The sequence below is a fragment of the Photorhabdus bodei genome (genome assembly GCF_003287735.1).
In the GTDB taxonomy this organism is placed as follows: Bacteria; Pseudomonadota; Gammaproteobacteria; order Enterobacterales; family Enterobacteriaceae; genus Photorhabdus; species Photorhabdus kayaii.
The window spans coordinates 1-22,679 of record NZ_NSCM01000030.1 but is presented as its reverse complement, the minus strand read 5'-3'; the positions used below and the strand labels follow the sequence as shown (position 1 = coordinate 22,679).

Below are 22,679 nucleotides of genomic sequence, written 5' to 3'. Positions count from 1 at the left end.
GTATCACAAATTTTAGGCTGTTCCTGATAAACTCCTAAAAAAGAAGGACCGGCGAGCCGATCCTTGATTTGTTTGGATTTTTATGTGAATCAGGTTCACATATTGCCCTAGCTGAGCAATTAACGCAGCAGAGACAATACAGTCTGAGGCACTTGGTTAGCCTGAGCCAGAACCGCAGTACCCGCTTGTTGCAGAATTTGACCACGGCTCATGTTAGACACTTCGGTCGCGTAGTCAGCATCTTCGATACGGCTACGAGCAGCGCTCAGGTTGTTAACGGTGTTGTTCAGGTTGTTAACGGTAGATTCCAGACGGTTCTGGATAGCACCCAGAGAGCTGCGCAGGCTGTCAACTTTTGCCAGAGCCTTGTCCAAAGTTTCCAAAGGCTTTTCTGATGCTTTAGCAGTGATGTCTTTATCTGCTGTTAATTTACCATCTTTAGCAATAGTGGCTTCGAAATATTTTACTTTGCCATCTGTATCGTCAGTACCTTTGACAACATATTTGTCAGGATCAACTGAACCATCATCCTTAACGGCTTTATAGACTTCTACATTTTTCAGGTCCTTAACTTTAGCGTCGGCAGTATGATCGATAGTTTTCTTCCCACCTGCACCATCGTCAACCTGTGTAACTGCTTCTCCGTGTGGAACTTCCTTAGAAACAGTGAATGTTCCCAGTCCCAGAACTTCTTTGTCGATTTTTTTCAGATCAATATCGATAACTTCATTATCATTAGCACCAACCTGAACGGTCATTTTGCTATCTTCACGCAAAACACGAACGCCGTTGAACTGAGTTTGTTCAGAAATACGATCAATTTCCTTTAAACGCTCAGCAACTTCTTCCTGGATAGATTTGGTATCACTCGCAGAGTTGGTTTCGTTGCTTGCCTGAACAGACAGTTCACGAATACGTTGTAAGTTGGTGTTAATTTCGTTCAGAGCACCTTCGGTAGTCTGTGCAATAGAGATACCGTCGTTAGCGTTACGTGCTGCCTGAGTCAAACCTCTAACATTTGCAGTGAAACGGTTAGCGATCGCTTGACCAGCCGCGTCATCCTTCGCGCTATTGATACGCAGACCAGAAGACAGACGCTCGATAGCGCTACCCAAAGTACCCTGGGCTCTATTCAGGTTATTCTGAGTCAGCAGGGACAGGCTGTTGGTGTAGATGACTTGTGCCATAGTTAGAGTTCCTTTTTAAAATCAAGTCGATATATAAGTTTGGGTTTTACCCACGGTGTTCATCACCGCCAACAGTTTTATCGGCGCTCCTCAAAGAACCTTTAATTTTTCTTGAAAAAACTTTTTCTTTTTTATCACGCTGTACTGATAAGCCAAACAGCGTCGGTTCTTCACGACTATTCCTACCATAGAAAAATTATTTTTATTAGTAAACTTTTCTAAAAAATTACCGATAACCGGTTCAATAAAGATTTACTAATAAAGGAGTCAATAAATGGCTAGCATTTCTTCATTAGGCGCCGGGTCGGGGATGGATTTGGGCTCTATATTGGATAAACTTCAGGCAGCAGAACAAAAGCGTTTAGTCCCTCTGACACAACAGCAAACCAGTTATAAAGGTAAGCTAACCGCTTTTGGTACGTTAAAAGGCAGTTTAGAAAAGCTGGAAACCGCGTCTGAGTCACTGAAAAAGTTCGATAAACTTAGCACAACCACTGCCAGCGAAAAACATGATGCATTCGTTGCCAGTACGGATTCTAAAGCCAGCCCAGGTAACTACAGCATTGAAGTTAAACAATTGGCACAAGCACAATCATTACAGACAGAAGAAGTCAGTAATATCAAAGAGTATATGGGTGAAACTTTGGGCGAAGGTAAAACCCGAACAATTACCATTACTCAACCTGGCGAAAAAAAGCCGATGAAAATCGAGCTGACAGACGGACAAACATCCATTATTGAGATCCGTGATGCCATTAATAAGCAGGAAGGTAATGTCAACGCCAGTATTATTAAAGCCAAAGATGGCGAAAACTATTTAGTGCTAACGGCTAAAAAAGCGGGCACTGAATCCGTGATGACCATCAAAGTTGAAGGCGATAACAAACTCAGTCAATTTCTAGACTATCCGGGTACAACGAGTAAACTCACTCAAACGGTTGAAGCGAAAAATGCCCTCTTGACCGTTAATAAAATCCCAATTGTACGTCAGACAAACCATATTACCGATGCACCCGAAGGCGTTAAACTGGATCTCAAAAAAACGACCGAGGATAAAGATAACCCTGGGGAACATAAGCCAGAAATTTTGGTCATATCCCGTGATATTGAGCCGATGAAAGAGGCGATTAAAAACTGGGTTGATACTTATAATGAATTACAAACGACATTTGATTCACTGACCAAATTTAAGCCAGTAAAACAGGGTGAAGAACCGTCGAAAGATAATGGTGCTTTATTAGGTGACAGCACATTACGCGGAATACAGAACCAGCTAAGAAGCCAGATTTTCAGCTCTCAGGCGGCTAATGATATTCCAACCCTGAATAAACTGGGCATTAAACAAAAACTTGACGGCAAGCTGGAAATTGATAACGAAAAACTGGAAAAAAATCTAAAAGAAAAACCGGCTAATGTAAAAGCATTCTTTATGGGTGACGGTAAAGAAACGGGTTTTGCCACCCAAACACATAAGCTATTAAAAGATGCTCTGGATAGTCATGAAGGTACTTTAGTTACCGCGACTAATGGCATTAGCAAACGTCTAAAAAACCTTGATCAACAAGTAGACAGGACGAAACAGAATATTAACGAAACAATTGAACGTTATAAACGCCAATTTTCACAACTGGATAAAATGGTCTCTTCCTTGGGAAAAACCGGTAGCTTCCTCTCACAATTACAGCAAATGAGATAATTAAAGGAAATTATGTATCAACGTTCGGCAAGTCAATTATATGCCCAGATAGATGTGGAGAGCGAAATTATGAACGCCTCCCCCTATCAGTTGATTCAGATTTTGTTCAACGGGGCGCTTAGCGCCCTACGTCGAGCAATTATTCTGATGGAACAAGGTAATATCGCGGAAAAAGGCGCAGCTATTTCCAAAGCGATCAATATCATCGATAATGGCCTCAAACAGGGGTTAGATAATGAAAAAGGTGGAGAGCTGGCACACAATCTCGCTTCCCTTTACGACTATATGACCCAACGTTTACTCTACGCTAATTTACGCAATGATGAGCCAGCCATTACCGAAGTAATAAAGTTACTCACCGAGATTTCAGACGCTTGGCGGCAAATTGGCCCTCATTACAACGCCAGTCAGGATATTGTTTAATGGATAATAAAATGGATCTTTTGTCAGCTTACCAACAGATCCTAAGTTTAAGTGAGCAAATGCTTAATTTAGCTAAAAATGAAAAATGGGATGAACTTGTTGATATGGAAATCACCTACCTCAAAGCAGTAGAAGTGATCAGCCACTCTTCAATATCATCGACGACTTCTCTTTCGTTACAGCAAAAAATGACCAACATTTTGCAGATAATTTTAGATAATGAAAATGAGATTAAAAAACTACTACAGAAAAGACTTGATGAATTAAGTAAACTCATCAAACAAGCAAGCCAACAGCAATTATTAAATGATAGCTACGGCCAATTCCCTGTTGAACCCTATCATACTCTTATGAACTCTACGGAACAAAAGTAATTGAGAAATAAAGGTGATGTACTTTCATCACCATTATTTACCCCTTTGTGAGCTTGGTTTAGGATGTATTGATTTCAATTCAGATTATAAGAAACCTTGGCAATTAAATAGTGTGTTGCTTTTCATTCTCAGTATCTTATATGTCAATGAAAGGTATTTTACATTTCTGACTTAAATGAGGCTAAGCGTCTTTAAAACCTTATAATATCCCAGTCTACAAATCAGGATTGTTCTTCATATTCCATCCTCATCGTGACTAATAGATATTAATGAATTGTTATATGTAGCCCTGTGATTTAAGTTGATTGTGAAAAATAAAAAGACCACGCAGGAGCGCAGCCTTGAATTTAGGGTGTAGATTTGAATTATTTATTCTTATGCATCACTCCAATTTAAGTAAAAACGCTTAGTTACACCTGTTTGCTTTATAATTCTGCCTAGTTTTTCAGTATCCACTTTATGTGGATTATTGGGCGGGTCATTGTTATATAAAACACCGGATGTGGAATTTGTTATATCTGAACTCCATTCTGGGCTTGTTCCAAGATTATAGGTTATATTGTCAACTTTGACATAAAGATTTTTCTTAAATAATTCTTTCACCTTTTGAGAATTAACTTCATCAAAGGATACAGAAAAATGAATATAACCTGGATTTTCAACAGTATGGAATATTAAAATATTTTTAATATCTATCTTATTTTGGATAATAGTTAAAGTCCCTATGGGAGCGGCATTAGAGTCACTTATTTTATTTTCACTCAAATATCCATAATATCCAGCTTTTTCGCCAAACTCTGATTTAAGATCGAAAACCAACATATCATCTGACTCTGGTTCAGCCTTTACCTTATCTTCAAAAAAATTCCAATCACAAGCCATCATATCTTCTTGTGTTGGCTGCCACGGTACAAAGTTACCGTGCTCATTGCGTAGATCAATATGCGTCAAGTAATCATATTTAGTGCCAACGGCGACACCATCAACAGCGTAAGCACTGCCTTCTTCTACTGTTAAATCATTCACACGAGGAACAATAGCCAAATACATCTTTTTATCACTCCAAACAGAACGAGCGACAAGTTTGCGTAGCTTTAATTGAATCAGGGCCCAAGAAAAAGAACCAACCGGAGCGATAACACTGTGACATTCATATTGCTTAGGATCAAACGGACATTCATTTTCAGGTTTCATAACTTCAGACATATTATTTCCTTATATCTATACCCTATGGATTTCAAGATGCATCGCGGCGGCAAGGGAGCGAATCCCCGGGAGCATAGCAAACTATGTGACCGGGGTGAGTGAGCGCAGCCAACAAAGAGGCAACTTGAAAGATGACGGGTATATAAATAATTAAAAATTAAACCACATAATTTAACTTTTAATCTATTATTAAACATTCAGTAAATTTTTATGAATTAATGCAACCGGCATAAAACTTAAGATTCAATTATAACAGGATATACCGCTCATTCTCCTTATCGTTTTTTGATACTTATCAACAAGTTAACATTAATCTCAGAAATTAGAGTTGAGAATTATTATTCGAAACCGTGACACCTTAAATATTTTATTGACAATGAATTTTACCACTTTCCTAGGAAAGATTAACTAAGGAATAACAAAATGGGCAGCGCTGAAATGTGGACAGAAATGCAAAAGCCACCTACAAATACAGGTGGCTGCTGACAAACTGGGCGGGATAGATAACAAAGAACCTGTTTACTTCTAAAAATTAAAAAAGCATACCAAACAGGAAATACAGAAGGTTGATAACGATAGACATCAATAAATTAATACCTACACCTGCATATTCATAATCTCCTGATAAGAAGCCACCAGCTTATTTCTTACCTGGACGCCCATTTGCAAAGCGATACTGGATTTCTGCATCTCCACCATCACATCATTCAATTCAACACCGGGTACACCTAGTGTAAAATCCTGAGTTTGTTTTGTGGCATTTAAACGTGTTTGATTAATTTTACCAACAGCCGCCGTTAATTGACTGGCAAATCCCCCCTGCAATGGCATGGGTTTTGCGATACTGGCTGCCTGTAATGCCTGAGCCTGCATCTGTTGCAACACGCCTTCAATTGCTTGAATTGACATAAAAACCTCGTGTTAAACCACCCTATATCCTACGCAATTCAATGCCATATTAACCCAAAGCTTATACGGCATATTTTCAGACCGCCACCCTAACATAGCCCCCTCAATCTAAAGCGGGTAATTAAAGTAAAAAGTCAGGGCTTATTGTGCCATTAAAAGATGAGTGAACAGCGAATAATGACAAAACTGAAAATAGGAAGAATTTTTTCGCTTGCGTATGGGGAGTCTGTTTTGTTACGCCACGCTTTTAGTATTCATGTTGAACAGCAAGGCAAGGATCGTCTATGAGTGCCGCAACAACCGACGTTGAAAATCAAACTAAAGGTTTCAGTGCTATCATTAACCAGATAAAAGCTGATCCTAAAGTGCCATTATTAGTTGCCGGCAGCGCAGCCGTTGCGATTGTCATTGCCCTTTTCCTGTGGTTACGCAGCCCCGATTATCGGGTGCTTTACAGTAATCTGAGCGATAAAGATGGTGGCGATATTGTCACCCAATTAACCCAATTAAATATCCCTTACCGTTTTGCCGAAAATGGCGCTGCTATCATGATCCCTGCCGAACAGGTGCATGAGACACGGCTAAGATTGGCGCAACAAGGGTTGCCTAAGGGTGGAGCTGCTGGATTCGAGCTACTCGATAAAGAAAAGTTTGGGATCAGCCAATTTAGTGAGCAAGTTAACTACCAAAGGGCATTGGAAGGTGAACTGTCACGCACCATTGAATCTTTAGGGCCGGTGCAAAATGCCCGAGTTCATCTTGCACTCCCTAAACCCTCGCTGTTTGTCCGTGAACAGAAATCGCCCTCAGCTTCCGTCACCGTTGGATTACTGCAAGGTCGTACACTGGATGAAGGCCAGATAAATGCCATTGTCCATATGGTTTCCAGTAGTGTCGCCGGCTTACCGCCGAGCAATGTCACCATCGTTGATCAGGCCGGACGTCTGTTGACCCAAGCCGACGCTACCGGACGCGATCTGAATACCAGTCAACTGAAATACATTCAGGAAGTAGAGAACCGCTTCCAACATCGTATTGAAGCGATTCTGGCTCCGGTTGTCGGTCGTGGTAACGTTCACGCACAAGTGACGGCACAGGTGGATTTTTCACGTCGTGAAGAGACCGCGGAAGAATATAAACCTAACCAGCCACCAAATCAGGCGGCGGTTCGCTCAAAACAGTTAAGCGAGAGCGAACAGAGTGGCGGCCCTCAGGTTGGCGGTATTCCCGGTGCGCTTTCCAATCAACCGAGCCCTCCACCGAGTGCGCCGATTGATAAACCAAATACCAAAGAGAACAACAAAAACGGCAAGAGCGATAAGAAAACCTCATCCGCCGGTAGTAGTAACGAGCGCACGGTCAACAGTAATCGCAATAACCGCCGTGACGAAACCACAAACTATGAAGTGGATCGGACTATTCGTCATGTGCAACAGCAAGCCGGTGGTGTTGAACGCTTATCCGTCGCCGTTGTCGTCAATTATGTCACGGTGGAAGGCAAAAATGGCCCGGAAACTCAGGCGCTAACCCCTGAGCAATTGGCAAAAATAGAAGCGTTGACCAGAGAAGCGATGGGCTTTTCTAAAGAGCGTGGCGACAGCTTGAATGTAGTTAACACGCCATTTACTGAAAGCAAAGAAAATATCGAGGTTATTCCTGTCTGGCAGAACCCAATTCTGTTGGAAAAAGCCTTCGATTTTGGCCGCTACCTGCTATTGATTCTGGTGGCATGGCTGTTATGGCGCAAAATGGTTGTGCCTCAACTTGCCAAAAAACGCGCTGCGGAAAAAGCCGCCCTTGAAGCACAGAAAGTTCAGAAAAAACAAATGACTGAATCTAGTGCAGAAATGGATGAAAAAACGCGCCAGAAACTGACACGTCAACGAGTCAGTGCTGAAATTCAAAGCCAACGCATTCGCGAGCTGGCAGAAAAAGATCCTCGCGTAGTGGCACTGGTGATCCGTCAATGGATGAGTAACGAACAATGAGCCTGAACGGAACAGAAAAAAGCGCCGTCATGTTAATGACCCTGGGAGAAGATCAGGCGGCCGAGGTGTTTAAACACCTGAACTCCAGGGAAGTCCAGCAACTCAGTATCACAATGGCAGGCATGCGCCAAATTTCTAATCAGCAACTGGTGGATGTATTGGCAGAATTTGAAGAAGATGCCGGCCAGTATGCGGCACTGAGTATCAACGCCAGTGACTATTTGCGCTCGGTGTTAATTAAAGCGCTAGGTGAAGAACGCGCCTCCAGTCTGCTTGAGGATATTCTCGAATCCCGTGAAACCACCACCGGTATTGAGACCCTCAACTTTATGGAACCACAAATGGCAGCCGATATGATCCGTGAAGAGCATCCACAGATTATCGCCACCATTCTGGTTCACTTAAATCGTGGACAAGCAGCCGATATCCTTGCGCTGTTTGATGACAAATTACGCAACGACATCATGCTACGTATCGCAACTTTTGGTGGCGTACAGCCGGCGGCACTGGCTGAACTGACAGAAGTGCTCAATAACCTGTTAGACGGTCAGAATCTCAAGCGTAGCAAAATGGGTGGCGTTCGTACCGCGGCTGAAATTATCAACCTGATGAAAAGTCAGCAAGAAGAGAATGTTATCGAAGCCATGCGTGCCTACGATAATGAACTGGCACAAAAAATCATCGATGAAATGTTCCTGTTCGAAAACCTCATTGATGTGGATGACCGCAGTATCCAACGCCTGTTGCAGGAAATCACCACCGACTCTCTGCTCATTGCACTGAAAGGCTGCAACCAGCAACTACGCGATCATTTCCTCAACAATATGTCTCAACGTGCCGCAGAGATTATGCGCGATGATCTGGCAAACCGTGGTCCGGTACGGATGTCGCAAGTGGAAAGCGAACAGAAAGCGATTCTGCTTATTGTTCGTCGTCTGGCAGAAAGCAGTGAGATTATCCTAAATGGTGGCGACGATAGCTATGTCTGATAAGTTAAACAATGCTGACTGGCAACCCTGGAAACCAAACGAACTCACACAGTGGGAAAAACTACGGGCCAAACCAGAGCCCGTTGATGACTCACAGGAAGACTCTGAGCACAATGAAATCCTTGAACAAGCGGCAATGCTGGATAACCTGAAAGAACAGGCTCGACAAGCAGGCCATGAACAGGGATTTACCGAAGGTCAAGCGCAAGGTTATGAAAAAGGCTATCAAGCCGGCTTAGAGGCCGGTCTGGAACAGGGACGAAAAGATGCCATTCAGCAGCAGCAACCTATCACCGAGCAGTGGCAAAATCTGCTAGCGGATTTCCAACATTCATTGGAAGGACTTGACACGATCATTGCATCCCGCTTGATGCAACTGTCACTGACCGCGGCGAAACAAATCTTGGGTCAACCGGCGATTTGTGATGGCACTGCCCTGCTCAATCAGATCCGTGAATTTATTCAACAGGAACCAATGTTGAGTGGAAAACCCCAATTGCGGGTTCATCCACGAGATATGCCAATGGTTGAGCAACAATTAGGCAACACGCTCTCATTACACGGCTGGCGCTTACTGGCAGATAACAAACTGCATCCCGGTGGTTGTAAAATTAGTGCCGATGAAGGCGATTTGGATGCCAGTTTGGCAACCCGCTGGCATGAGTTATGCCGGCTGGCCGCACCGGGGGAATTGTAATGACAGCAAGACTCGGGCGCTGGCTGGCGACACTGGATGCTTTTGAGCAGAAACTGGAGAAAACTTCACCAGTGCGTCGTTATGGACGCCTGACCAGAGCGACCGGGCTGGTGATGGAAGCAACAGGTTTACATCTGCCTCTCGGAGCAACCTGCCTGATTGAGCGACAAAACGGTAGCAATGTTGAAGAAGTTGAAAGTGAAGTTGTCGGTTTTAATGGCGAAAAACTTCTTCTCATGCCACTTGAAGATCTGGAAGGGATTGTACCCGGCGCCCGGGTATACGCCCGCCCATACAGTGAAGATTGTGGCAGTGGACGCCAGTTACCACTTGGCCCGGAACTGTTAGGGCGAGTTTTGGATGGCGCCGGTCGTCCACTGGATGGTTTTCCTTCGCCAGATACCGGCTATCGAGCGCCACTCACCACACCGCCAATCAATCCTCTGCAACGTACACCAATCAGTGATGTACTGGATGTCGGCGTGCGAGCGATTAATGCCCTACTGACCGTAGGCCGTGGGCAGCGTATGGGATTGTTTGCCGGTTCCGGGGTCGGTAAGAGTGTTCTGCTTGGCATGATGGCACGTTACACACAAGCTGATGTGATTGTCGTTGGCTTGATCGGTGAACGTGGCCGCGAAGTTAAAGATTTCATTGAAAACATCCTTGGCACCGCCGGCTTAGCCCGCTCAGTGGTTGTCGCCGCACCCGCCGATATCTCACCTCTGTTGCGCATGCAAGGTGCCTCCTACGCTACCCGTATCGCTGAAGATTTTCGTGACCGGGGTAAACATGTATTGCTAATTATGGATTCATTGACCCGCTATAGCATGGCGCAACGTGAAATTGCCCTAGCCATTGGCGAGCCTCCTGCAACCAAAGGCTACCCGCCTTCGGTTTTCGCCAAACTTCCGGCACTCGTGGAACGTGCAGGCAATGGGGTGAATGGCGGTGGCTCGATTACCGCGTTCTATACCGTACTCACCGAAGGTGATGATCAGCAAGACCCGATAGCCGATGCTGCCCGAGCAATTCTCGATGGTCACATCGTCCTCTCCCGTTCGCTGGCAGAATCAGGACATTACCCGGCGATTGATATTGAAGCTTCTATCAGCCGCGCAATGACCGCACTCATTGATAAGCAGCACTACCGGCGGGTACAGCAGTTCAAACAACTACTCGCAAGCTATCAGCGTAACCGTGATCTGATTAACGTCGGTGCTTATGCGGCTGGCAGTGATCCGCTATTGGACAAAGCCATTGAGCTTTATCCCTACATGGCACAATTTCTACAGCAAGATATTGAAGAGCGTAGTGAATATGAAGCTGCCCGCATTCAATTACAACAGTTGTTACCTACATAACGTAACGATTTTCTGGGCGTTGCCATTAAAGCGAGGAATAAGATGCAGCAACAATCACCTCTCATAACCTTGCGTGACCTTGCACAAAATGCAGTGGAAAAAGCCGCCACTCACTTAGCACAAGTTCGTCAGAACTATCAGCAAATGGAGCAACAACTCGCAACGTTGATGGGCTATCAGGATGAATACCGGGAACGCCTAAATGACACATTGAGTAATGGTATGCCATGTACCACTTGGCAAAATTATCAGCAATTCATGAAAACGCTGGAAAAAGCGATTGAACAGCACAAATTGCAGCTTAATCAATGGCAACAGCGGCTTGATACGGCTTTATCACAGTGGCGGGAAAAACAACAGCGCCTTAATGCCTTCGATACTTTGCAACAACGGGCAGATAACAACCGAAGATTACATCAGAACAGAACGGAACAGAAACAGATGGATGAGTATGCCCAACGTAGCGCACAACGGAGAAATAAATAATGAATCTCACTCTTTTGCCTGCCGACCTGAAACCGACAGAAAATCAACCACCGCGCGGCAATTCACTCACTGATGCCGATCAACCTTCGGCTTTTGCTCAGTTTCTTAATCTGGAAACCGAACTGGCGCAGAAAGGCGGGGCCAAACCAGGAAAAGTATCATCCAAAGAAGGAGAAGAGATTATAGATGATACAGACCACGATTTGTCGCCACTATTATCTGTCCCAAACGAATTGTCTATCGCGAATGAATTATCTACCTCAAATGAAATACCAACGGAACCGATTACCTCCTCGCTGATTCCCCTTGATGTAAAAGCAGATGCAAACAAACAACCGGTTGCTGTTGATGAGAAACTTATGTCAGCAGAAGAGCTGGCGGCAAGTTTACCCATACAATTATCCGGGTTAGCCATCAAATCAGAAAACCAGAAAAGTAGCCTCCAACCTGACGGACTCGTTAAGCATAATGATAAAAACCGTCAAATTAGCGTTACAGGATTATCGACTGAAGAGAATCCTCTGACAGCGATTGCAGAACAACCAAAACAGGAAGAAGAAAAAGCGGAAGCCTTTTTTAAAACCAAACCTGAAAACGGATTTGGGCAAAATTCTTCGGTAAAACCCAAGATTGCTGTCGCAACTATCCAGCATGAAACTGCAACTCAGCCTCATCCACGTGAATCAGCACTAACTCAAACTACCGCTCAAGCTGAGATCCAGCCCGCGCCAGCAGTCACTGAAAATCAACAAACCGGGCAAATCTCCTCTGTGGCAACCTCTCCCCTGCTCTCCGCAGGGCACAATCAGACCGCCCAGTTTCAGTTATCCAGTGCCTCTACTCCCTTACTGAATGCCCAATTGGGTAGTGAAGAGTGGCAACAACAATTAAACCAACAAATTATTTTATTCAACCGCAATGGCCTGCAACAGGCAGAGTTACGCCTGCATCCACAAGAGCTAGGTGCCTTGCAAATCCGCATGTCCGTTGAAGATAATCAAGCACAATTACATCTGGCATCGGCTCACAGCCATGTCCGGGCGGCACTGGAAGCGGCATTACCTGGACTTCGCCACGCACTGGCAGAAAGTGGTATTCAACTGACCCAAAGCAGTGTCAGCAGTGACAACGCTAGCCCGTGGCAACAAGAACAACGCTCTGATTCACAACATTCAGGCGGAACCGCAAGCCGCAATGCGGATGCCACCTCGGAAAATCACTCAGCCACTGAATCCACAGTACATTTAACACCTCATCAACTCGCGTCCGCCCGAGGAGGTGTGGATATTTTCGCCTGATAGTGGAAAATATTTATACGTGCTTATACCCAACAGTGAAGGGTATATACCCTATGGATTTCAAAGATGCATCGCGACGGCAAGGGAGCAAATCCCCGGGAGCATAGATAACGATGTGACCAAGGTGAGTGAGTGCGGCCAACAAAGAGGCAACTTGAAAGATAACGGGTATAAACAAGGTTCACAACAAACGAACGAGTTAGTCGTTTTTTCCCCGTTTGTTCCAGCTATTGCCTGCGGAAATACGCGGGATAATGATTATCGATATTGATGGATAAGTCAGCCCACTATGGAATGCGTGGACACTTATCCGCAACAAAAACAGGAATTTGTCTGTCCATGTCTGACTATAGCTACGAGCATAAACGCAAAAATCCATTTGGGATGATACTGTTAGTACTGATTGCCGTTATCGGTGCCGCCATCGGGGGATACAGTTGGTGGGCACTTAAACAAGCAAAAGAGAGTGACTCCGCGGCATCCAAAGCCATAGAAGTCCCTGTCTTTATGACTCTGGAGCCTTTCACCGTCAACCTGATCGACAATGAAGATCACTTTGACCGAGTGCTCTACATTGGTGTGACTTTACGTTTAGCTGATGAAAAAACTCGCCAGCGTTTCCACGAGTATCTGCCGGAAGTTCGTAGTCGTATGTTGTTGCTATTATCACGCCAAAAATCGGCCGATCTGGCTCATGACAGCGGTAAATTGCGTCTGATGGACGACATCAAGCAAACACTTCGCCCAACCTTGGTACCCGGTGAACCGGATCAGGTCATCACCGATGTGCTGTTTACCACGTTTATTCTGCGATAATCACCATGAGTGACAATATTCTTTCACAGGCAGAGATTGATGCTCTGCTCAATGGCGACAGTGCCAGTGACGACGTGGAAAATACCGCGTCCGGGGAAAATGAGGTTCGCCCTTATGATCCCAATACCCAACGCCGTGTTATTCGGGAACGTCTGCAAGCACTGGAAATTATTAATGAACGCTTTGCTCGTCATTTTAGGATGGGGTTGTTTAACATGCTCCGCCGTAGTCCTGACATTACCGTCGGCGCAATAAAAATTCAGCCTTATCATGAATTCGCCCGTAACCTGGCGGTACCGACCAACCTTAATCTGGTTCATCTGAAACCGCTAAGAGGAACAGCGCTGTTTGCATTTGCACCAAGCCTGGTTTACATCGCGGTAGATAACCTGTTTGGTGGTGACGGACGTTTCCCGACCAAAGTGGAAGGTCGTGAATTCACCCATACTGAACAGCGAGTGATTAACCGGATGTTACGCATGGCGTTGGATTCCTATCGTGATGCCTGGAGCGCCATTTTCAAAATTGAAGTGGAATATATTCGCTCTGAAATGCAGGTGAAATTCACCAACATTACAACATCACCGAACGATATTGTGGTGACAACGCCATTTCAAGTGGAAATTGGTGCGTTGAGTGGTGAATTTAATATCTGTATTCCGTTTGCCATGATCGAACCACTACGGGAACGTCTGACCAATCCACCATTGGAAAATGCCCGGCAAGAAGACAGCCTGTGGCGAGAAAGCCTGGTAAAACAGGTTCAGCATTCAGAGCTGGAATTGGTCGCTAACTTTGTTGATATCCCGCTGAGGCTGTCAAAAATCCTGCAACTTCAGCCGGGCGATATCTTACCTATTGATAAACCCGAACGCCTGATCGTTCACGTTGATGGTGTGCCCGTGCTCACCAGTCAGTACGGAACATTAAACGGGCAATATGCCCTGCGTGTCGAACATCTTATTAACCCCGTTTTAAATGCTCTGGATGAGGAACAGCCCAATGAGTGATGCTAAGCAACCCACAGATACCGCTTCAACCGGATCTGCCGAAGATATGTGGGCAGAAGCTCTGGAACAACAGGCCGCGCAACAACAAACCTCGGACAGCGGCGCGGCGATTTTTGAATCTCTGGAGCCTCAGGATACACTGGCTCACTTATCGGATATCGACCTGATTCTGGATATTCCGGTCAAATTATCCGTAGAATTGGGCCGGACAAAAATGACCATCAAACAACTGCTGAGATTATCTCAAGGTTCAGTCGTTTCTCTTGATGGCCTTGCCGGGGAGCCGTTGGATATTTTAATCAATGGATATCTGATTGCTCAGGGTGAAGTTGTGGTTGTATCCGATAAATACGGTATCCGTATCACTGATATCATCACCCCTTCTGAACGTATGCGTCGCCTGAGTCGTTAATATGGCTTTCCAGCCCTCTTTACATAATGGCGCGGCAGGTTCCGCCGCGCAAACCCAAGCGGTTACTCAAGTCGCCACATCCGCGCCACTTCCCGCAGGTCAGACGTTGATGCAGGTCAGCAGCGCGCTAGCGGGGGTATTGCTATTGATTTTTACCCTCACTTGGCTAATACGCCGTATAGGGCTGTTTTCCAACAAAGGGAAAACTCAGCAACAATTGAGTATCAAAGCCAGTTGCTCCCTGGGGCAACGTGAACGTGTCGTCATTGTCGAAGTTGAAGATAACTGGCTGGTATTAGGTGTCACTGCTCAGCAAATTAATTTATTACACCAGATGCCAATACCTGAATCCCACCGTGATACCACCGAAGAACAAACTATAAAACCGGCACTATTTGGTCAGATTTTAAAAAATACGCTGATGCGACAAGGCAAAGATGATGAAAAAAAGTAGTTCTCTCTTTATAAGGGATAAGTTTGCATTGTCATGCCGCCTGGGGATGATACTCGCTGCGCTTATTTTACCGATAGATGCCGCGGCACAGTTACCGGGCATCATCAGTCAACCGCTGGCAAACGGTGGGCAGAGTTGGTCACTACCGGTTCAAACATTAGTTTTCATTACCGCGCTGACGTTTATTCCCGCCGCCTTACTCATGATGACCAGTTTTACCCGCATTATTATCGTGTTGGGTTTACTGCGTAATGCTTTAGGCACCCCATCGGCACCACCGAATCAGGTTTTACTTGGACTGGCGTTATTTATGACGTTTTTCATTATGTCACCGGTTTTCGATAAAGTTTATCAAGATGCTTATCTGCCTTTCAGTGAAGATAAAATTAGTCTGGAAACCGCGTTAGAAAATGGCGCCAAGCCGTTACGGCAATTTATGTTGCGTCAGACAAGGGAAAACGATTTAGCGCTGTTTGCACGTCTTGCTGATCAACCGCCGTTTGAAACCGCCGATTCTGTTCCTATGCGAGTACTGATGCCGGCATTTATTACCAGCGAATTGAAAACCGCTTTTCAGATTGGTTTTACCCTGTTTATTCCATTTTTGATTATTGACCTGGTGGTCGCCAGCGTATTGATGGCGTTGGGGATGATGATGGTCCCCCCTGCAACCATCTCACTGCCCTTCAAACTCATGTTATTTGTCTTAGTTGACGGCTGGCAATTACTACTGGGTTCTCTGGCACAAAGTTTTTACGGTTGACCTGAAAAGAGGCAAACATTATGACTCCTGAATCAGTAATGGCATTGGGAACAGAAGCCATGAAAGTCGCATTGGCGCTAGCTGCGCCGTTGCTGTTAGCGGCTTTATTATGTGGTTTAATTGTGAGCTTATTGCAAGCTGCAACACAAGTTAACGAAATGACACTATCATTTATTCCCAAAATTCTGGCGGTATTTGTCACTACCGTTATCGCCGGCCCTTGGATGCTAAACCTATTGCTGGACTACATGCGTGAACTCTACAGCAGCATACCGGTGATAATTGGCTAGTTATGATCTCTTTTAACAGTGAAATGCTGATCCAGTTCGTCAGTGAATTTTTCTGGCCGCTGGTTCGGGTGCTTGCGCTGTTCAGTACTGCGCCATTATTCAGTGAAAAACAGGCACCTAAGAAAGTCAAAATAGGACTGGCAGTGATGGTAACACTGCTCTTGATGCCAAACCTGCAACCTGCGCAAGTGCCTATTTTCTCTGTTGCGGCATTCTGGGTGATGCTCCAGCAAATCCTGATTGGGACATCACTTGGCCTGACAATGCAAATTGCCTTTGCAGCCGTGCGTCACGCCGGTGAAATAATTGGTTTACAGATGGGGCTTTCATTCGCTACCTTTTTTGATCCCTCCGGCGGCCCCAATATGCCTATTTTGGCACGAATCTTTAACCTCTTGACCTTACTGTTATTTCTGGCCTTTGATGGTCACCTATGGCTATTATCGGTTCTGGCAGACACCTTCCAGATTCTTCCGGTACAACCACTGCAACTCAGCGCTCAAGGATTTTTACTGCTAGCACAAAGCGCCAGTATGATATTTATCAACGGCATGATGCTGGCTCTACCATTGATAACACTATTATTAACACTGAATTTATCATTGGGGATTTTAAACCGGATGACACCACAACTTTCCATCTTTGTGGTCGGTTTTCCGTTAACACTAACTACCGGTATATTGGTACTCACACTTTTAATCCCGATGTTCGCGCCATTTACCGAACGTATGTTTAGTGAATTATTTAATCGACTGGCGGTCATTATCAGTGGGATGGTTATTTAAAAAAAAGTCTACCTAGAAAAAACCATCCGTATTTTATATGATATATACCCTATGGATTTCAAGATGGATCGCGACGGCAAGGGAGTGAATCCCCGGGAGCATAGGTAACTATGTGACCGGGGTGAGCGAGTGCAGCCAACAAAGAGGCAACTTGAAAGATGACGGGTATAAATTGTACTGTTTTATTAACCCAGAAAAATAAAATAAGCTAACGAGATAGGAGCAGTAAATTAATGAATATATACCCAATGGATTTCAAGATGGATCGCGGCGGCAAGGGAGCGAATCCCCGGGAGCATAGATAACTATGAGACCGGGGTGAGTGAGTGCAGCCAACAAAGAGGCAACTTGAAAGATGACGGGTATAGAACAAGAGTTATATAATGCCGCAGTTAACTTAATTGAAAAACGATATCCCAAAGGATGGGGTGGCGCTGCCGCGGTACGGACAGAATCGGGCAAAATCTTAACCAGCATTGCCCCTGATACCAAAAATGACGCATTATCTCTTTGTATGGAAGTTGGCGCCTATTTAGACGCCCATAAACTGAATGAAGCGGTAACGCACTCTATATGTCTTTGCCGTGAAGATGCCGGTTGTGAATATATCATTTTGTCACCCTGTGGAATATGTCGGGAACGTCTGGCTCATTGGGGAGGCTCAGTAAAAGCGGCGGTGACTAATGAAAAAAACGAGCTGTTATTTAAAACCATACGTGAACTGCAACCTTATCATTGGTCAGCCGTTAATGGGGAAAAACTCTAAACTGTATGACTAAGTAGCCCTCTCTTCCCTGACAGTCGTCTCCCAGGCTGTCTTTCCTTGCCAATACAAAATCAACCGTTCTCAATGTCAGTTATAGAGATATCTCTGTAGTTAACATTATTAGCTTACTACTTGATTATTAGACTTACTATTCTTACATTAGAAAAATGGACATAAAAATTAGAGTTTTCTTGTCAATATCAGACTTTCAATCTAATATTAATCTCATCTAAAATAGATCTGTTTTTTAATCGATAAGGGAAAAAATGATCAAAGTGGTTTGGTCTGGTCGAGCTGCTAAACAGTTAGCCAAGATCGACATCCGGTACCAAAAAGCGATTTACAAAAAAGTATCGGAACTGGAAAGCTTCCCAATAGTTCAACTGGATATAACAAAGCTGAGCGGCAGCAAAAACCAGTATCGATTAAGAGTAGGTGATTATCGCATCTTATTTGACGTAATTAACGGTGAACCTGTGATCATCGAAGTCAAAGAAGTAAAACGCAGACAAACAAACACCTATTAGCAAAAAATAACAAGGAAAAATCATAATACATTGTATTATATTGATTAAATTTAATTTAACCGGAGTAAATTCTATGCCTGTGATTAACTTTATTACTGACGAAAACGGTGTGCGGCAATCAGTCATCCTGCCTATAGCGGAGTATGAACGTCTACTAGTCCTGTCTGATCGAGATGAAGATTATGTATCAGTATCATATGAAGTAGGTGAAAATGATGAAGAAACTATCCCACATGAAGTAGTTGGGATCATGGTTGAACAACAAATTAGTATCATTGCTGCTTGGCGTGTTTATCGCGACTTGTCACAATCAGAAGTTGCAGAAAAGTTAGGTGTCGGTCAGTCTGCTGTCTCTCAGTGGGAAAAATCAGAAAAGCCTCGTCGATCTACCCTAGAGAAACTAGCTACGCTGTACGACTGCCGTATCGGCCAGCTTATAGTCGACTAAATTCAGAAAAGCCTCGTCGATCTAGAAGCGAAAAATACTCAAATGATCAACTGGTATTGGATAATAGTTTATTAACATGAATACGGCCAATTTTGCCGTATTCATGTTACATTTTATCTTCCCAAAAGGTACGAAAGGTGAAATCCATTTCATTAATTTATTTTTCAAGGTGTTAAAAACGATAAAAACAACGGTGAAAACGTTATACCGATTAAAACCATAATTAAAACAATAACTTTTAATAACAGTTTAAAACCTGCCTGTCATAAAACCTAGGACGGGATTTAATTTTTTTCTTGCCTTAAATTCGCATAGTAAATGCAATTAAATCTTCTTTCAAAAAATTGCATTTATTGAATTATACCCTATGGATTTCAAGATGGATCGCGACGGCAAGGGAGCGAATCCCCGGGAGCATAGATAACAATGTGACCGGGGTGAATGAGTGCAGCCAACAAAGAGGCAACTTGAAAGATGACGGGTAAAGATAAAAATCGGATATGATTAGCATCGGTTAAAAGGTAAAACACAATAACTGATGTTCATTAAACTTCACAAAAAACCGGTGCTAAAAATGGTAAAAACAACGGTGAAAACGTTATAGCGATTAAAACCATAAGTTAAAAGAATGACTTTTAATAACAGTTTAAAACCTGCCTGTCATAAAACCCAAGGCAGGAATTAACTTTTCCCCTACCATATCAATTTATTTATCAGCGGTTTTATACTTCATTTATTTTAACCTGCCAGAATCATTTAAAGGTGAAAATACAGAAGTATTAATTTTTTATATCAAGGGAGGATTTAACTTGGTTAAAACTTTTCATAAATAGAGTTAATGGAATTTAATCGAAATCATTAACCATTAATAATGAATTGAAAATAAATCTGCATGTAAAACAATATTCCCCAAATAGATGGGGATTAAGGTTCTTTCCCGCCAGTTATTTTATGAAGAAAATCGTAAAAATAACGCAATAAAAAAGAGATAGACAGTGTGGATTGTCAGACAGACACTGTTTTCCCACCAATGAAATTGCTGCCGGTATACCACCCGCTTCATCAACCACTCAAATATCCCCTATCGGTTCAATCTGATTATAATGAAAAACCCATTTCCCGACTTTTAACACTAATTTTGTGAATATAAGGGTCCGGGGTTTTACAATCACAAACGGCGCTGCGCATATTAACTGAGAATATATTTTTTCCTTAACCAATATTAACGCTACCACCACCAATCACAACTCCACCACAACTCACTGCATCACCGGTTCTCGCCGCAGGTTTACCATCAACAAAAACGGTACTGGAACCACCGGCAATTATGCGTGAATGAGATGAATGTGGCGCTAAACTATCGCCCTGACGAGCTAAAGGAATACCATCAACTTTCACGCTGGTCGATCCCGAAATAACCGATGTCGCTCCACAATCATCATGCGCTGTGCCAATATCACCAATCTTTACCGCATTACCCATATTTCTTCCCCCATATCTGGCAGAATTAACATAATTAGTCTTTATCTTGCGTAACCGATAATAGCTTTCTTTTGCTGTTCCTATCAAGAAAAAATATCGGGTCAAATAACCCGATATTGCTATCCATTAAATTACCTGAACAAAACGACCATTAATCAATGAAAAGATTGGTGCGACGGTAGCCAGAATAGTATCGCCATCTTCATCAACATAATAGTAGGATATTGGGGAATTTTCTGGATCTGATTTATTCACCAATCTGACCATTCTGCCCTGATTCATTATTTTAACGGTATAGTCATCCCAATTAATTGGCTTCATTTTGAAACCTTTTTCGTTGATATCACTGTAAGCAGATTGATCAGCAAAAATACTCTCTTCACTTTCATTAGTAGCCCAAGCCCAAGCTTTGAGCGCAACTTTTTGTTGTTCCATAAGAGTATTTATATCTTTGGCATTATAAGCCTGCCAGACCGCCATATAAGCCTGTTGCAATTGCTGACGCTGTTCAAGTGTATCCGTGTAAGGGGTTGCTTTCACCCATTCCCAATCAGGTAAGCCACTGATTCTTACACTACGGCTAAATCGGTATAAGGTCATATTAGGAGGAAATTCTTTCGGATTAAAATACTTTTTCTCTACATGCCCATCTTCTATATTTTGAGCCTGTACCACATGGCGCACTACCGGTGTGCTAATAGCAGCATATTTCGCTTCATTCGCGGGTGTTGTTGCCACAGGCTGACCATTTTTATCAATTGCCACTTCAATTGCCGTCAGTACTTCACTTTTTTTACCACGCATAGCCGTCAGTTCCAGCGTACATTTGGCCTCAGGGTTAAAATGATTGCGGTCTTTATCTGATAACGCATCTGAGGAAAACCAACCCAGCGCACCAAACTCCAGACTGACTTCATTTTCACCATTTGCCATTAATAGCATAGAAGCTGTGCTGGAGGTACCAAATCCCCGGCCTTCCAGGGCTGAATCTCGGTTATCCATTCCTGTTACGCCATTGGTTTTGATGTCACAAAAGGCATATTGGATATCGAATAAACTGCGGATATACAACTGCGGTTCATTTGCGTTAGCACCTTGCATTACCATCACGCCTAATAATAGCAATAACCATTTTAATCTCATTTTATCCTCACGTTCCGGTGTAACCCGGTGATAAGTGGAATATTATTCAACTTTAATATTAACCAAATCCACAATCCCAGTGTCGTTTTACAATCACCAAATGCTGTATCGATATTACCGACTTTTATTGCATTTTCCATCAAGAGAAAATATCGGGTCAAATAACCCGATATTGCTATCCATTAAATTACCTGAACAAAACGACCATTAATTAATGAGAAAATCGGCGCGGTAGTAGCCCAAACTGTTTCCCCATCTTCCTCATCAACGTAATAGTAGGATACCGGATAACTTCCCGGATCTGATTTATTCACTAGTCTGATCATTTTACCCTGATTCATTATCTGAACCCGGTAGTCATCCCAATCAATTGGCTTCATCCTGAAATTTTTTGCATTGACATTATTATAAATAGGCTGATCAGCAAAAATACTCTCTTCACTTTCACCAGTGGCCCAAGCCCAAGCTTTGAGCGCGATTTTTCGTTGGTCACGAATTACCTGCAAATTTTTTGCCTGATAAGCCTGCCAGACCGCCACATAAGCCTGCTGCAATTGCTGACGTTGTTCTGGGGTATCGGTATAAGGGGTTGCTTTCTCCCATTCCCAATCAGGTAAGCCGCTGATTTTTACATTACGACTAAACCGGTATAAGGTCATATTGAGTGGATATTCTTTCGGATCAAAATACTTTTTCTCTATATGCCCAGCTTCTATTTTTTCTGCCTGTATCACATGACGTACTATCGGTGTGCTAATAGCAACATATTTCGCTTCATTCGCGGGTGTTGTTGCCACAGGCTGACCATTTTTATCAATTACCACTTCAATTGCCGTTAATACTTCACTTTTTTTACCACGCATAGCCGTCAATTCTAGACTACATTTCGCTTCAGGATTAAAACGGTTACGGGTTTCATCTGATAGCTTATCTGAGGAAAACCAACCCAACGCACCAAATTCCAGACTGACTTCATTTTCACCATTTGCCATTAATAGCATGGAAGCTGTACTGGCGGTACCAAATCCCCGGCCTTCCCCTGTCTTTCCTACACAAATATTTTAACCCGCCCCCTCGTTATTGAACTTTTACCTCATAGATTGATCCCAATAAAAAACACGACTTGAGGTAATCTTTATGTTTTCAACCTGCGCCGAACAATGGGC

Annotated in this window: 27 protein-coding genes; 21 read left to right on the top strand and 6 right to left on the bottom strand. The window is 43.5% G+C overall.

Annotated elements, in window-relative coordinates; all coding sequences use genetic code 11:
* Nucleotides 1–119 precede the first annotated feature (119 nt).
* Complete coding sequence (locus CKY02_RS15595; protein WP_112895998.1) at nucleotides 120–1,187, bottom strand: FliC/FljB family flagellin; 1,068 nt, start codon at nucleotides 1,185–1,187, stop codon at nucleotides 120–122.
* A 274-nt stretch (nucleotides 1,188–1,461) separates the two neighbouring features.
* Here CKY02_RS15595 and fliD point away from each other — a divergent pair, with 274 nt between their 5' ends.
* From fliD to fliT, 3 genes are read left to right on the top strand one after another with little or no spacing between them, the layout of a single operon-like run.
* Nucleotides 1,462–2,883 carry a flagellar filament capping protein FliD gene (gene fliD / locus CKY02_RS15590; RefSeq protein WP_112895997.1) on the top strand — a complete coding sequence of 474 codons (1,422 nt, stop codon included), beginning with the start codon at nucleotides 1,462–1,464 and terminating at the stop codon, nucleotides 2,881–2,883.
* Nucleotides 2,884–2,895: 12 nt separating this feature from the next.
* Complete coding sequence (fliS, locus tag CKY02_RS15585) at nucleotides 2,896–3,306, top strand: flagellar export chaperone FliS (RefSeq protein ID WP_011146214.1); 411 nt, start codon at nucleotides 2,896–2,898, stop codon at nucleotides 3,304–3,306.
* The gene (fliT, locus tag CKY02_RS15580) at nucleotides 3,306–3,680 is read left to right on the top strand and encodes a flagella biosynthesis regulatory protein FliT (RefSeq protein WP_112895996.1); all 375 of its coding nucleotides are present in this window, start codon (nucleotides 3,306–3,308) and stop codon (nucleotides 3,678–3,680) included. Before fliS ends, fliT begins: the two co-directional genes overlap by 1 nt.
* A 375-nt stretch (nucleotides 3,681–4,055) precedes the next feature.
* Here fliT and CKY02_RS15575 read toward each other — a convergent pair whose 3' ends face one another.
* Both CKY02_RS15575 and fliE read right to left on the bottom strand, forming a co-directional pair.
* Nucleotides 4,056–4,886 carry a DUF2829 domain-containing protein gene (locus CKY02_RS15575; protein WP_112895995.1) on the bottom strand — a complete coding sequence of 277 codons (831 nt, stop codon included), beginning with the start codon at nucleotides 4,884–4,886 and terminating at the stop codon, nucleotides 4,056–4,058.
* A gap of 597 nt (nucleotides 4,887–5,483) precedes the next feature.
* Nucleotides 5,484–5,795 carry a flagellar hook-basal body complex protein FliE gene (fliE, locus tag CKY02_RS15570; RefSeq protein ID WP_112895994.1) on the bottom strand — a complete coding sequence of 104 codons (312 nt, stop codon included), beginning with the start codon at nucleotides 5,793–5,795 and terminating at the stop codon, nucleotides 5,484–5,486.
* Nucleotides 5,796–6,079: 284 nt separating this feature from the next.
* Between fliE and fliF the strand changes: the two genes are divergently transcribed.
* The 18 genes from fliF (at nucleotide 6,080) to CKY02_RS26350 (ending at nucleotide 19,373) form a co-directional block, all read left to right on the top strand.
* Nucleotides 6,080–7,783, top strand: coding sequence for a flagellar basal-body MS-ring/collar protein FliF (gene fliF, locus CKY02_RS15565; RefSeq protein WP_112895993.1), 1,704 nt, complete (start codon nucleotides 6,080–6,082; stop codon nucleotides 7,781–7,783).
* Nucleotides 7,780–8,772: a flagellar motor switch protein FliG gene (fliG, locus tag CKY02_RS15560; RefSeq protein WP_112876887.1), complete on the top strand. Its 993-nt coding sequence runs from the start codon at nucleotides 7,780–7,782 to the stop codon at nucleotides 8,770–8,772. The genes fliF and fliG overlap by 4 nt, the downstream gene beginning before the upstream one ends.
* A complete protein-coding gene (gene fliH / locus CKY02_RS15555) occupies nucleotides 8,765–9,469 on the top strand; it encodes a flagellar assembly protein FliH (protein ID WP_112895992.1) in 705 nt (234 codons plus the stop codon). The genes fliG and fliH overlap by 8 nt, the downstream gene beginning before the upstream one ends.
* A complete protein-coding gene (gene fliI, locus CKY02_RS15550) occupies nucleotides 9,469–10,833 on the top strand; it encodes a flagellar protein export ATPase FliI (protein WP_112895991.1) in 1,365 nt (454 codons plus the stop codon). Before fliH ends, fliI begins: the two co-directional genes overlap by 1 nt.
* 42 nt (nucleotides 10,834–10,875) lie before the next feature.
* The gene (gene fliJ, locus CKY02_RS15545) at nucleotides 10,876–11,319 is read left to right on the top strand and encodes a flagellar export protein FliJ (protein WP_112876884.1); all 444 of its coding nucleotides are present in this window, start codon (nucleotides 10,876–10,878) and stop codon (nucleotides 11,317–11,319) included.
* The gene (locus CKY02_RS15540) at nucleotides 11,319–12,617 is read left to right on the top strand and encodes a flagellar hook-length control protein FliK (RefSeq protein WP_112895990.1); all 1,299 of its coding nucleotides are present in this window, start codon (nucleotides 11,319–11,321) and stop codon (nucleotides 12,615–12,617) included. The genes fliJ and CKY02_RS15540 overlap by 1 nt, the downstream gene beginning before the upstream one ends.
* Nucleotides 12,618–12,636: 19 nt before the next feature.
* Entirely contained in the window at nucleotides 12,637–12,888 is a 252-nt protein-coding gene (locus CKY02_RS23985; protein WP_146747455.1) for a hypothetical protein, read from the top strand.
* A gap of 68 nt (nucleotides 12,889–12,956) precedes the next feature.
* A complete protein-coding gene (gene fliL, locus CKY02_RS15535; protein WP_112895989.1) occupies nucleotides 12,957–13,433 on the top strand; it encodes a flagellar basal body-associated protein FliL in 477 nt (158 codons plus the stop codon).
* A 5-nt stretch (nucleotides 13,434–13,438) separates the two neighbouring features.
* Nucleotides 13,439–14,443 (top strand): flagellar motor switch protein FliM, encoded by a 1,005-nt coding sequence (gene fliM / locus CKY02_RS15530; protein ID WP_112876881.1) that lies wholly within the window; start codon nucleotides 13,439–13,441, stop codon nucleotides 14,441–14,443.
* Complete coding sequence (gene fliN / locus CKY02_RS15525; protein WP_112895988.1) at nucleotides 14,436–14,855, top strand: flagellar motor switch protein FliN; 420 nt, start codon at nucleotides 14,436–14,438, stop codon at nucleotides 14,853–14,855. Before fliM ends, fliN begins: the two co-directional genes overlap by 8 nt.
* A 1-nt stretch (nucleotide 14,856) precedes the next feature.
* Nucleotides 14,857–15,309, top strand: coding sequence for a flagellar biosynthetic protein FliO (fliO, locus tag CKY02_RS15520; protein WP_112895987.1), 453 nt, complete (start codon nucleotides 14,857–14,859; stop codon nucleotides 15,307–15,309).
* A gap of 46 nt (nucleotides 15,310–15,355) precedes the next feature.
* Nucleotides 15,356–16,072 (top strand): flagellar type III secretion system pore protein FliP, encoded by a 717-nt coding sequence (gene fliP / locus CKY02_RS15515; protein WP_112896021.1) that lies wholly within the window; start codon nucleotides 15,356–15,358, stop codon nucleotides 16,070–16,072.
* A gap of 20 nt (nucleotides 16,073–16,092) precedes the next feature.
* Nucleotides 16,093–16,362, top strand: coding sequence for a flagellar biosynthesis protein FliQ (gene fliQ, locus CKY02_RS15510; RefSeq protein ID WP_049581963.1), 270 nt, complete (start codon nucleotides 16,093–16,095; stop codon nucleotides 16,360–16,362).
* Nucleotides 16,363–16,364: 2 nt separating this feature from the next.
* Nucleotides 16,365–17,147 (top strand): flagellar biosynthetic protein FliR, encoded by a 783-nt coding sequence (gene fliR / locus CKY02_RS15505; RefSeq protein ID WP_112895986.1) that lies wholly within the window; start codon nucleotides 16,365–16,367, stop codon nucleotides 17,145–17,147.
* A 355-nt stretch (nucleotides 17,148–17,502) separates the two neighbouring features.
* Nucleotides 17,503–17,913, top strand: a complete 411-nt coding sequence (locus tag CKY02_RS15500) for a cytidine deaminase (RefSeq protein WP_112895985.1) — start codon at nucleotides 17,503–17,505, stop codon at nucleotides 17,911–17,913.
* Nucleotides 17,914–18,179: 266 nt separating this feature from the next.
* Nucleotides 18,180–18,440, top strand: coding sequence for a type II toxin-antitoxin system RelE family toxin (locus CKY02_RS15495; protein WP_112895984.1), 261 nt, complete (start codon nucleotides 18,180–18,182; stop codon nucleotides 18,438–18,440).
* 109 nt (nucleotides 18,441–18,549) lie between these two features.
* The gene (locus tag CKY02_RS15490; protein WP_338015629.1) at nucleotides 18,550–18,888 is read left to right on the top strand and encodes a helix-turn-helix domain-containing protein; all 339 of its coding nucleotides are present in this window, start codon (nucleotides 18,550–18,552) and stop codon (nucleotides 18,886–18,888) included.
* A 353-nt stretch (nucleotides 18,889–19,241) separates the two neighbouring features.
* Nucleotides 19,242–19,373: a hypothetical protein gene (locus tag CKY02_RS26350; protein ID WP_274382147.1), complete on the top strand. Its 132-nt coding sequence runs from the start codon at nucleotides 19,242–19,244 to the stop codon at nucleotides 19,371–19,373.
* Nucleotides 19,374–20,100: 727 nt separating this feature from the next.
* On the opposite strand, the gene CKY02_RS15480 is transcribed toward CKY02_RS26350, so the two are convergent.
* The 3 genes from CKY02_RS15480 to CKY02_RS15470 all read right to left on the bottom strand — a co-directional run bounded on the left by CKY02_RS15480 (nucleotide 20,101) and on the right by CKY02_RS15470 (nucleotide 22,505).
* Nucleotides 20,101–20,370, bottom strand: a complete 270-nt coding sequence (locus tag CKY02_RS15480; protein ID WP_036783358.1) for a type VI secretion system PAAR protein — start codon at nucleotides 20,368–20,370, stop codon at nucleotides 20,101–20,103.
* Nucleotides 20,371–20,496: 126 nt separating this feature from the next.
* On the bottom strand, nucleotides 20,497–21,513 hold the full coding sequence (locus tag CKY02_RS15475; RefSeq protein ID WP_112895982.1) for a hypothetical protein: 1,017 nt from the start codon (nucleotides 21,511–21,513) through the stop codon (nucleotides 20,497–20,499).
* A gap of 182 nt (nucleotides 21,514–21,695) precedes the next feature.
* On the bottom strand, nucleotides 21,696–22,505 hold the full coding sequence (locus CKY02_RS15470; RefSeq protein ID WP_240002065.1) for a hypothetical protein: 810 nt from the start codon (nucleotides 22,503–22,505) through the stop codon (nucleotides 21,696–21,698).
* Between the last annotated feature and the right edge of the window lie 174 nt (nucleotides 22,506–22,679).